This is a genomic window from Anaerocolumna cellulosilytica, assembly GCF_014218335.1.
GTDB classification, from domain to species: Bacteria; Bacillota; Clostridia; order Lachnospirales; family Lachnospiraceae; genus Anaerocolumna; species Anaerocolumna cellulosilytica.
Genome location: NZ_AP023367.1, coordinates 2486338 through 2498319 on the forward strand (window position 1 = coordinate 2486338; position 11982 = coordinate 2498319).

15 protein-coding genes are annotated in these 11982 nt (G+C 35.4%); all 15 read left to right on the forward strand.

Annotation, left to right across the window (positions count from 1 at the left end):
- The first annotated feature begins 115 nt into the window (after window positions 1–115).
- Window positions 116–715, forward strand: coding sequence for a GNAT family N-acetyltransferase (locus acsn021_RS10055; RefSeq protein WP_184093323.1), 600 nt, complete (start codon window positions 116–118; stop codon window positions 713–715).
- 85 nt (window positions 716–800) lie between these two features.
- Window positions 801–1319, forward strand: a complete 519-nt coding sequence (locus acsn021_RS10060; protein WP_184093322.1) for a cysteine hydrolase family protein — start codon at window positions 801–803, stop codon at window positions 1317–1319.
- 267 nt (window positions 1320–1586) lie between these two features.
- Entirely contained in the window at window positions 1587–2246 is a 660-nt protein-coding gene (locus tag acsn021_RS10065; protein ID WP_197978604.1) for an HD domain-containing protein, read from the forward strand.
- 28 nt (window positions 2247–2274) lie between these two features.
- Complete coding sequence (locus acsn021_RS10070; protein WP_184093320.1) at window positions 2275–2976, forward strand: class I SAM-dependent methyltransferase; 702 nt, start codon at window positions 2275–2277, stop codon at window positions 2974–2976.
- Window positions 2977–3206: 230 nt separating this feature from the next.
- Window positions 3207–4730 (forward strand): Y-family DNA polymerase, encoded by a 1524-nt coding sequence (locus acsn021_RS10075; protein WP_184093319.1) that lies wholly within the window; start codon window positions 3207–3209, stop codon window positions 4728–4730.
- On the forward strand, window positions 4727–5158 hold the full coding sequence (locus tag acsn021_RS10080) for a hypothetical protein (RefSeq protein WP_184093318.1): 432 nt from the start codon (window positions 4727–4729) through the stop codon (window positions 5156–5158). The genes acsn021_RS10075 and acsn021_RS10080 overlap by 4 nt, the downstream gene beginning before the upstream one ends.
- Before the next feature lie 154 nt (window positions 5159–5312).
- The gene (locus tag acsn021_RS10085; protein ID WP_184093317.1) at window positions 5313–6407 is read left to right on the forward strand and encodes a hypothetical protein; all 1095 of its coding nucleotides are present in this window, start codon (window positions 5313–5315) and stop codon (window positions 6405–6407) included.
- A 450-nt stretch (window positions 6408–6857) separates the two neighbouring features.
- Entirely contained in the window at window positions 6858–7127 is a 270-nt protein-coding gene (locus acsn021_RS10095) for a DUF3781 domain-containing protein (RefSeq protein WP_408626137.1), read from the forward strand.
- A gap of 234 nt (window positions 7128–7361) precedes the next feature.
- A complete protein-coding gene (locus acsn021_RS10105; protein WP_184093316.1) occupies window positions 7362–7925 on the forward strand; it encodes a class I SAM-dependent methyltransferase in 564 nt (187 codons plus the stop codon).
- A 41-nt stretch (window positions 7926–7966) separates the two neighbouring features.
- Window positions 7967–8380, forward strand: coding sequence for a DUF3788 family protein (locus tag acsn021_RS10110; protein ID WP_184093315.1), 414 nt, complete (start codon window positions 7967–7969; stop codon window positions 8378–8380).
- 64 nt (window positions 8381–8444) lie between these two features.
- Complete coding sequence (locus acsn021_RS10115; RefSeq protein ID WP_184093314.1) at window positions 8445–8921, forward strand: hypothetical protein; 477 nt, start codon at window positions 8445–8447, stop codon at window positions 8919–8921.
- Between the two features lie 46 nt (window positions 8922–8967).
- A complete protein-coding gene (locus acsn021_RS10120) occupies window positions 8968–9927 on the forward strand; it encodes a phosphotransferase enzyme family protein (RefSeq protein WP_184093313.1) in 960 nt (319 codons plus the stop codon).
- A 113-nt stretch (window positions 9928–10040) separates the two neighbouring features.
- Complete coding sequence (locus acsn021_RS10125; RefSeq protein ID WP_243167898.1) at window positions 10041–10691, forward strand: flavin reductase family protein; 651 nt, start codon at window positions 10041–10043, stop codon at window positions 10689–10691.
- A 63-nt stretch (window positions 10692–10754) separates the two neighbouring features.
- Window positions 10755–11522, forward strand: a complete 768-nt coding sequence (locus acsn021_RS10130) for a GNAT family N-acetyltransferase (protein ID WP_184093312.1) — start codon at window positions 10755–10757, stop codon at window positions 11520–11522.
- A 54-nt stretch (window positions 11523–11576) separates the two neighbouring features.
- On the forward strand, window positions 11577–11972 hold the full coding sequence (locus acsn021_RS10135) for a hypothetical protein (protein WP_184093311.1): 396 nt from the start codon (window positions 11577–11579) through the stop codon (window positions 11970–11972).
- The last annotated feature ends 10 nt before the right edge of the window (window positions 11973–11982 follow it).

The following is an 11982-nucleotide window of genomic DNA, read 5'->3' on the forward strand; positions in this document are numbered from 1 at the left end:
TAATTATATTTTATAGTGGGGTATAAGTGATGCTTTAAATCAAACCAAATCAACTTACCATTATATTTAAAACAATTAATATGATATACTATATTACTATCAGTGGAGGTAATGAATGGCTATTGAAATACGAAAGTTGACACCAGATCTTGCAGAAGAATATGTAAACTTTTTTGATATTACGCCACACGATGATAACGTGGATGAACATAAATGTTACTGTGTGTGTTGGAGTAACGATGATTATAAGTGCAAAGACTTTTCAACAGCAGAGAAAAGAAGAGAGTTAGCCTTTCAATATGTGAAAGAAAATAATATTCAAGGTTATCTTGCCTATAATGACGGCGTGGTGGTCGGATGGTGTAACGCCAATACGAAATCTGATTGCGTGAAATGTGCTAGCTGGCAAAGATTTATGTCCTATGTGCCCTTAGAGGAATCTAACACAGATATAAAGGTGAAATCCGTATTCTGCTTTATGATTGCACCGACAATGAAAAGACAAGGGATTGCCACGCTGCTGTTGGAGCGTGTATGTAAGGATGCAGTTCAAGATGGATTCGACTTTGTGGAGGCATACCCGTATAAAGAATCTAGTTATCAATCATCAGATTTCGGCGGATATTTTGAGTTGTATAAAAAATTAGGATTCCAAGTGTCTTTAGAAACGGAACAAGGACTTGTTTTGAGAAAACAGTTAATGTACACTGTTTAAAATAAGGAATCGAGAATTTTTGATGGCTTCCTATAAATAATTAGCCCGTTACATGACAGAATTTATATACTAGGAGGATATTATAATGAAATACGATGCATTAATTATTGTTGATATGCAGACCGCTTTGGTGGAAGCAGGGCCTTACAATAGGGAAGTTGTGATAGAAAATATAAAAGCAGTATTAAATTCTTGTAGAAATAGTCTAATCCCTGTTATTTATATCCAGCACGATGGCGGTCAAGGTGATGAACTGGAGCATGGAAGCATCGGATGGACTATATACAGTGACATTAGTCCAATGGCAGATGAAAAAATATTTGACAAGCAGTATAATAGCGCATTTAGAAAAACAGGGCTGCATTCCTATCTTCAGGAGATAGGTGCAAAAAATATCATATTATGCGGTATGCAGACGGAGTACTGTTTGGATGCCACCTGTAAAGTGGCTTTTGAATATGGATACAATGTAACCATACCACGTTCAACCACAACTACATTTGATAATAATTTTGCTAGTGGTAAGGATTTAACAGAATATTATGAAAATCAAATATGGAAGAACCGCTATGCGCAAATTATTAGTATAGAACAGGTCGTGTAATTGATTGAGGATCTTTCGGTTTTGGCAAATGTATTAGCGAGATATTGTTCCGCGGACATTGTATAAGAAGTTTGGTTTTGTTGAAGGCGAACGGATGGAAGGATATGGTTATCCAAATCAAAGATTTATACTATATCCTTAGTTCTTTTTATTAGTTTGACTGAAAGGATAATAATTAGTGGTTTAACGAGGTGACTCAATTTTTATGTAAATTAGTTTATATGATTTAAGAGACTGAATAAAAATTGGATTATGGGAGGAATAATTATGACGTATATTGAGAAGACGGAAGAATTTTTAAGGAAAACATTTGAGGATAGTAATTATTTTGTACTAAATCAGTCTGAAAAGAACTATCGTTTGGAACACTCCTATCGCGTAGCTAACATTGTGAAAAAAATAGCACAGAAGGAAGGTCTGGACGAGGAAGGTCTAGTAATCGCTGGTTTGCTTCATGATATTTCATATTGCGACAAATTTGATAATGAAGAGGACTGGAAAAATCACGGCAGAAAATCTGCTCGTATTGCAAGGCGATTTCTGGAAGAAATAGGAATGGACTCAAATCGTATACAAGAAATTTGCTATGGCATTGCGATACACGTTGATGACGAAGCAGATTTTGAAGGAAAGAAAACGCCGTTTTCAATTAGTGTAGGGGACGCAGATAATATTGATCGTTTTGATGTTTACCGCATTTATGAAACATTACAGGTCGACAAATTCAGCGAGATGGGTTTACTGGAAAAGAGGGAGTATGTCACTAATAAAGTGGGTCGGCTTGGCAAACTCATGGAGGTAAATTTTGGTACTTCAACAGCAAAAGATTTGTGGTGTTCTAATCTTATGTATCAAAAAGAATTTTTTGAAAAGTTACTGTCTCAGTTAGAACACAGTGGTACAATCCTATATGAATTAGTTATTTAGCACAAATAGTAAGGAGAAAACAAACAAAATGGAAAATAGGCTGCAAATAATTGCAGAATCTTATAATAGAAGTATTGAATTTGGGAGGCAGGGAATTAACTTATACGAGAAGCTTCCAGATTATATAATAAATGATCCTGACTTTCCCGCATATCAAAAATTAAACTTAAGCGGCGAGCTGTCAGGTAGTGAAATAAAAGAAATTTACAACTATCTATTGCCTAACAAAAATATGAAATTTATTGACCTTGGATGTTGTCTGAATCTAAGGTTTAAAGGATATGATAAATGGCCCTCAACATATTACGGGATTGATATAAGTAGTAAAACGATTGAGCTTCTTACTGAGTTTGCTACTGCCAATAATCTACAGATTGGCTCACTTCATTGTGGAAGTATACATAAAATGCCATTTAAAGATAATATGTTTGATATAGGAGCATGTATCGGCGTGCTTGAATACTTTGAAAAAGATTACGTTGCCAAAGCAATTGTTGAAGCACACCGAGTTATAAAGCCATACGGAAAATTCGTTCTAGATATACCCAACCTTGGAACCCCTGTATGTAGAATTATGATGTTAATTGAGGAGCATATGGGCAGGACTGACAAATTTAATATGTCACCTCAAGAGTTTGAAGAGTTGATTCAAGGCTACTTTGAAATAGAAAAAGCAATAGAAGTTGATTCTGGAGGTATGATTGAATATTATCTAAGGTGTAAAAAATAATATTGAGTTAATACTTTTTACTGTATGGTATTCTCTAATTAGCCATCAGCGGAGGATGACGAATAGACTTTCAGGAAGGAAAAACGTCAGCTCAAGCAGTTTGGTATTTATAAGAAGGAACAACACAGCCGTCAAGACGAAAGCCAGGTTCTTTCAAATAGAAAAACCGCTTGATGTCTTGAATTATGCGGATATATAGGCCGATGAAAGGAGGAGACACTAGAATTAATATGAAGAATAGAACCTATATTTCAATTGACTTAAAATCTTTCTATGCTTCGGTTGAGTGTATAGAACGAGGACATGACCCATTGACAACTAACCTTGTTGTTGCTGATGCAAGCCGTACCGAAAAAACAATCTGCCTTGCTGTCTCTCCTTCCCTCAAAGCTTACGGTATTCCCGGTCGAGCGAGACTATTTGAAGTCATACAAAAGGTCAAGGAGGTAAATGCAGTACGTCTACAAAATGTGCCAGAACGAGCGTTTTCCAGTGCTTCCTTCATCGATACGGAAGTGAAATCCTCACCGAGTCTATCACTGGATTTCATTGTTGCCCCACCGAGGATGGCTTATTATATAGAGTACAGTACTCTGATTTACAATGTTTATTTGAAGTACATTGCACCCGAAGATATTCACGTCTATTCTATTGACGAGGTATTTCTTGATGCCACCGATTATCTGCATTCTTACAAACTCTCAGCTCGTGAGCTTGCCAAAAAAATGATTCTGGATGTACTCAAAACAACTGGTATTACAGCGACGGCAGGAATTGGCACAAACCTGTACCTTAGCAAGATTGCCATGGATATTCAGGCAAAGCATATATCTGCTGACAACGACGGTATGCGGATTGCCGAGCTGGACGAAATGAGTTACCGACAACTCCTATGGTCACATCAACCTCTAACGGACTTTTGGCGCATTGGAAAAGGATATGCCAAGAAACTGGAAGAAAAAGGTCTGTTTACAATGGGAGATATTGCAAGATGCTCACTTGGTAGACCTAACGACTACTACAACGAGGATTTATTATATAAGCTCTTTGGTATCAACGCTGAGCTACTGATTGACCATGCGTGGGGGTGGGAACCATGTACAATTGCTGAGGTTAAAGCGTATAAGCCAAGTTCAAACAGTATTGGCTCAGGGCAGGTGTTGCACAGTGCCTATACGTTTGACAAAGCGAAGTTGATTGTGCGGGAGATGACTGACCTCTTGGTACTTGATTTGGTGGATAAAAGGCTTATGACTGACCAGCTTGTTTTGACTGTTGGATATGATATCGATAATCTGACAAACCAGAAGCGAAAGAAATCATATCAAGGGGAGGTCACTACTGACCACTACGGGCGTACCATTCCAAAAGCCGCACATGGGTCAATCAATCTTGGCAGACAGACCTCCTCAACAAAGCGAATCCTTGATGCCGTCACAGAGCTGTTTGAACGCATCGTTGATAAAAACCTTCTGATCAGAAGGATTAATATCACAGCGAATCATGTTATTAATGAGGCAACGGTTGAAAAGGAGGACAATTTTGAACAGCTTAATCTTTTTACGGATTACACGGCTATGTATGCAGAAAAAAAGGATGAAGATGCTGAACTTACACGAGAAAAAAAGATTCAGCTAGCGATGCTGGAAATAAAAAAGAAACACGGCAAGAACGCGATTCTAAAGGGGATGAATCTGGAGGAAGGCGCTACAACAGTAGAACGGAATAGGCAGATTGGAGGGCATAAAGCATGAAGAAGACATATGATGACATTATCAATTTACCGCACCATGTCTCTGAGACACGTCCTCATATGGCAGCGATTGACCGGGCAGCACAGTTTTCACCCTTTGCAGCTCTGACCGGCTATGATGCCGCTATAAAGGAAACCGCAAGATTAACTGACGAAAGAGTAAAATTAGACGAATATATGAAGGATGTTTTGAGTGAAAGGCTGCAAATCATAGCAGACCGGATGAAAGAATATCCTGAAATTGCAATTACCTACTTTCAGCCGGATAGGAAGAAAAGAGGCGGTTCTTATATTACTGCTATCAATACAGTTAAAAAGATAGACAAATATGAAAGGATTATCGTTATGGCCGATGGTACAGTCATCCCTATTGATGAAATAATTAGCATAGATGGTCAGATATATGAGTCTATGTATATGGATGAATAATGAAGACTCAAAAGCTCACCCTGAAACAGACATTTTTTCAAAAGGGAAATCATTTTCCTCAAAGAAAAAATTGTTTTATAGCTGTAATGCTTTATCTAGGTTATAAACAGTTATTGTAAATGATTCAAATGAATACCGAGGAGGAGATAATAAAGTGAAAAAGAATAAGTATATATATATTATTTTATTCATTACATTAATGTTAATGCTTAGTGGATGTAAAAAATCCGAAAGTGTAAATGCCCCTAAGAGTTTAACTACTGCACCAACTGCTACTGTTATAGCATCCCCAACTATTACAACTACAATAGAACCATCTACAACCCCATCAATTGTGCCGACAACAGAGTCAGCCCTCACTCTAAAAGAGCTTTCTATGGAAGCTTATGAGAAATTTATGAAAAATGAAACCAAGGTATCTTTTGACCATTTAATGCCAATAGGTTATACGGAGGAAGCGCTCTATAAAAAGGGAAGTGAATATACACTTTCGGAAATACTTGACGTTATTACTGCGTATTATTTTAAAAACACTTTAAATAAGAAAATTAAAAATATAGATTACAGTTATATCGATTGTGGTAAGGATGGAGTGAACGAATTGGCTCTTCGTTTCAATGGTATGGACATTTACGATAAAGACGATGATAGCACTCTCGTTTATATTATAAAATATATCGATGGGAAGCTCTCTCTTCGCTATTATTATGAGACTTGGGCTAGAAGCGATTCCACAATGAATGAATATGGATATTATCAGTCTGGTGGCAGCAATGGAGCCAGCAATCATATGGTAGATTATAGTCTTATTGACAAAGATGGTAACTGGAAGTTTATTGTATCAATTGAAAGTGAACTTGATATGAATCAGCTTGCATGGTCGGACGAGCTGGGGCAGGTTCCTAAAGTGGCAGAGGTAAAGGGAATATCAGCCGAAATAGAGTTAGATACTATATGTTTTGATAAGGATGATAATTCAAGTGAGGTTGACAATAAAGAGTGCTTCTATACATTTTATGTTTATGACAATAATGGGGAGTTAATCAAGGATGCATCTCTTTATACGAACAGTGTATATAAAGAAATCTTCGATGAGGCAAGGGTACCATTTATTACGCCAGATGAAGTTTCAAATATGATTGCTGAAAAAGAGGAAAAGGTTTTAGCTACAGCGGAAATCAAAGAAGGGGAAGAAATAACATGGAAAACTCTTAGTGGTAACATGTTTTCCGATTATGTGGAGAGTTAGTTTATAATCACGAAGAGAATATTTTGCGATGGGTCATGGTGAAATTAAGTAAATACCGAAGTAATTTTCTATTAACAATAAAAGATATTTATATAATTACAAATATGATTTATTAGAATATTGAGAGGTATAACATGCGAAATGATGTAGTAATAAGACAAGCTTGGGGATAAAAAGAGTTAGAGAATACGGATATAGAGGAATTCAAGTGGAAGGAAACCCTAAGTTTTACAACAGGTTAGGGTTTGAAACATCTGCAAAATTCTTTGTATTTCCTACTGTGGGATTTGCATTGAATCATCCGGAATGTGTGATGATGCAGGAGAAACAGATAGGGGTTCCTTAAATGGAATTAGCGGTTATATAGACCATAGTATGTATGAAAATGCTTAATATCTATTTACCATTATTTGTGATAAATCAGATATAGAATAGGGATAAAGGAATTTAATGGTTAACAAAATGAATGATAGCAATAAAAGTGAACTGATTTTAAACTTAGATAAATTACATACAACTGATTTAGGAATGGTACGAATAAAGAGAAATCTTTCTTTAGAGGTGGATGATGTTGTTAACTGGTGCAGAGAGAAAATACAATGTTCTACTGCTTTTATAACTAGAAGAGGAAAGAACTGGTATGTAAATGTAGATAACTGTGAAATAACGGTAAATGCATATAGCTACACAATAATCACAGCTCATAAGAAGCATGACTGATAAGTTGTGAAGAAATAAAATATTCGAGATATGAAGTAATTAATGTTTCAAGAAAGGTATGTATGGCTTCCGTTTGATGGCACTACATTTACATGACAATAACGGAAGTTATGCTCAACACGGATTACCCTTTGACGGAACCAGTGATTGGTCAACCACCATGAGAAAAGTAGCGGAAACGGCATGAAAAGAATTTATAATTTATCAATTACTAACTTTTTGAGAGGTACAATAATGAATTACATGGGAGATTCTGCATGGTGGAATAAACGATTCCAAAATAGAGAATTAAATATTATACATCATGAAAAATATTTGGAAGAAGATATTAAGAAGTTTCCTAAAGAAGGTAAAATATTAGATATTGCATGTGGTGATGGAAGGAATTCAATTTATTTAGCACGATTAGGATATGTTGTTCATGCTATTGATTTTAGTGAGGAAGCCTTAACCAGGCTAAACTACTTTTCTACAATAGAAAATCTCGATATTAAAGCTACATTAGTCGATTTATCAATAAATGATATATTCGTGAGTTTTGATAAATATGAAGCAATTATTATCAACCACTATAAATTAAATTCGCAATTATATAAAAGCTTAATGAATCATATCAACGAAGGTGGTATTCTATGGGTTAATGGATTTCGGGAAGTACCAAAAAGTAATCCTAATATTACAGAAACAGATATCTTGTCAGAAACAGATTTCATTACTTTAGATAATTATATGCTTGAGAGCAAAATATTATATGAATCAGGTTCAAGTAAGTTTTGTAGATATATGTGGAGAAAGTAATAATTAAATATTCAATTTATTAAGGGAGGTAATAAGTTATTATGCTAACAGAGGTTCCGTCCACTGAGGTATTGTTAAGTCACTTGGGAAGCACAGCTATTACTGCATGGAATGCAATTTGTGATTTCATTGACCAAAATTATAATATGGAATTATTTTGGGACAATGGTGGAAAATATGGGAAATATGTGTTAAGATTTAAAAAATCAGGTAAAACTCTTTGTACTTTATATGTCAAGGACAAGCAATTTGAGTGTTGGATTATCCTGGGAAAAACCGAGCGTGATAAATTTGAACTAGAAAGAAATAATTTTATGGAAGAAATTCAAACTATTTATGATGCTACCCATGTTTATCATGATGGGAAATGGGTCATGTTAGAAGTCCCGGATATTCATCTTGTTGAAGATATTAAAAAGTTAATATTAATCAAAAAGAAGCCTAATAAAAAATAAAATGATTTAAACCCCATCTGCTAAGTGAAAGAACTTTGTAGTGAATAAAATAGGAGGTTCTAATATGGAATTTAGAATAATATCACTGCCAGCTTTCGAAGCGGCATCATCAGGAGTAGATAAGAATTTTGACTTTTCTCCTACCGGTATTTTAGGCAAATTTGATATTTATTTTTCATCTATCAAGCCATCAGACAGAGATAATTTTATACCCCGCGATTTTTTATATTATGACGTAGAGAAACAAGGAATGGTATGGATATGGGCATTAAGTGAAGATATGGATGACGGTGGAAATGAAGTGATTCATTTTGATGGTGGTTACTATTTAACTTATACATACAAAGACGGTGATGAAGAAAACAATAATAAGTTATATAGTGAAGCATTAAAGTATATTGAAGATTCTGGCATTTTTGAAATTGATGTTCGTCCAAACCATTATAGCATGGGTCATATTATTACGCCTGCTGAAATTATTAAAGCACAAGGATGGGCACAAATGGAGACGTTTATACCCATTAAGCTTATAAGTAAATAATATATGATAAACGATGATTTTATTTTATTAGAATGAGGGAGTATGTATGTACCAAGAGTTGATAGAAGAAGTTCTTGTAAAGTATGATATGTTAGGAGCGAAGACTAACCTGATACGTCATAACGAAAATATGACATATCAGGTTGCTGACAAATATCTGCTTCGGATACATAAGCATGTGGAAGGCTTTAGTACTGGTTCAATATACGATGGACTAAAGCGTATAGAACTTTACAAAGAAGAACTTACATTTATTACGCATTTAAAAACACAGGGTATGAATGTTCAAGTGCCTATACCGAATAAAATGGGTGAACTTGTGACACTCTTGGCTGATGGGACTCCGGCGACAATGTTGACTTGGATTCCGGGTCGTACAATTGACAAAAGTGAGCTATCGCCGGAAGTATGTTACCGGATAGGAGAAATGATTGCAAAACTGCATCAGGCATCAAGGAACTTTCAAAGGGCTCAGGGACTTCAATATGATGACAGGTTGTGCGGTCAGTTGATATATAAGTTAAATAAGTTGGAGAGCAAGGGTGTTCTGGATGCTGAAAGCACTCGTATCATGGTAAGTGCTCTTGATGTGATTGCTGAAGAGATGCGGGTAACGAAACAGGATGCAATTCTTGTACATGCAGATCTCTCACTTTCTAATATATTGATTACAGAATCTGCACTTATACCAATTGATTTCTCTCTTTTTGGTTATTGCCATCCAATGATGGATATAGCTGCCATGTATTGTAATGTAAATGGAATTGAGAACAGAAGTGCCATAGCAGCTGGATACAGAGCTTTAGGCGGCACGATTGAATTCCATACACTTGACTGTTGCTTTGCGCTGAATATATTACTGGGTGTTATATTGCACTGTGATAGCTGGACAAGTCAGGATTGGTTTTCAGACAGGCTTGCACGTTGGTGCAATGAAACCTTTGGGCCTATTGGAGAAGGAAAATCTTTGATTTCACCTGATTTTTATATGCTCAATGCAAGATAAGTGTATCTAAGAGAGTTGCATTATGTTTATATACGGATGAATTAAATTTATAAAAGCAACAGATAAATGAGAAGTTGTTTCGAAGATGAATTTTTACAGAAAGGTGAAACTTAATGAAAAAAGAATATTCAGCTATGCCAGAGTCCATGAAAAAGATGGAAACCTATGGCTTTTCATGGATGGATTTTGTAACTGCAATACCGTCACCATTATTTGTAGTTACTTCCTATAAATCGAACGGTAAGCCTAATGCTTGTCTGCAATCGTGGGCATGCTTTAATGGCAGTTCCAGCGGCTTCTATGCAATTCTCTCAAGTGTAAATAAGTCTGGTCACATGTATCAAACAATAAAAGAAACCGGAGAAGCAGTACTGAATTTTCCCTCTGTTGATATTTATGAAAAATGCACAGCAACAATTACTAACAACGGATTTGATAATGATGAAATAACATTATCAGGCCTTACGGCAGAAGAGGCTGCGAAAGTTCATGCACCACGTATCAAAGAATGTTTTCTAAATCTTGAATGCCGCTATCTTTGGGAACGTGAGATGAAAGATGGAGATACACACGTTTTAATGTGTTTAGAAGTTGTTAATATATGTGTAGATGAAGTACATTTAGACGAAATTATTCAAGGAAGATATGGGGAGATGGGATACCTTTACAATATACATTATCCTATAAATCCGGAAAATTTTGCGGGCAAATCACATGATTGGATAGGAATATTAAAAAAGTCAAAGGATATGGGTGAATATTAAAAAGTAGTATTATTTAAAATTTACATAATTCTCAATAACATTTATTTATTGAAAGGTAAAATCATGACGAACGAAGATATAATAAAGATTGCCATGGAACAATCTGCTTTTGACAGCAATTGTATCTTAGATGATTTTTTAAGGACAGAAAACAAAGTAGTAATTTCTAATAAAAATCCTAATGCCAGAAAATATTTGGAACTGCCGTTTTCCTGTGACTTAACCTCTTATGGCAATAATATAGTAGCATCTGTATCAGATAATTTAGTGGAAATAGTAAGTGAATATATAAACAAATATCCTGCCTATCATTGCTTCGAAACTCCTAATCTACATATATTAATTGACAAATTGAAGCCTTTTGATTTGAACATTTGCTTTATGGCGGAATATTTTTTACCAGATGTTAATGCCTTGAAGCCCCTTCCCTGTAAATTTGAAACAAAAGTACTGGAACCGGGACAGCTTTCTGCCTATTATTTACCGAAGTGGAGTAATGCTTTATGTGAAAAACGCAAGCAATTAGATATATTGGCTGTTGGTGCGTTTGATAACGGGGAGCTGATTGGTCTAGCAGGGTGTTCTGCCGACTGCAACACAATGTGGCAGATTGGGATAGATGTACTGCCGGAATATAGAAAACAAGGAATTGCTTCCAGCCTAACTAGTAAACTGGCCAATGAAATTATAAAGAGGGGTAAAGTTCCCTTTTATTGTTGTGCATGGTCTAATTTAAAATCTGTGCGAAATGCAATAAAAAGTGGATTTAGACCGGCTTGGGTGCAGGTTACAGCTAAAAAAAATGATTTTGTTGCTAAGATGAATGTGTAAGTAGTTTTCTGTTTTATATATGTAATTGGTTAATCATTTAAAGGTGGTGTAGTTATGGAAATGACAGAAATATCGTTTAAATATACACAGGACGAATATGTTAAAGCAGAACGGCAGTATCTATTTGGAAGCAAAACAATTACTAAAACAAGCGTTGCCGTTTTGACTATCTATTTACTATTTTCAATAATGTATTTATTTCTATCCGCATATAGTGAAATCAGTATTATATTTCTTGGAATTGCCCTATTCGCTTTGGTAACCGGAGATACCTTATACTTTTATATCCCAGTTTATAAGTTTAAGAAGACATCAAAATATAGTACCCAAAAGAGCATTTTTAAGTCAGGTGGTCAAACAAGATTTCGAGAAAATAGTATTATCAAACCTGAATTGTGCGAAACGTGTGTTATAAACGATGATAACAAGGTGATGATTCTTCTCCCATAATAAAAACTAG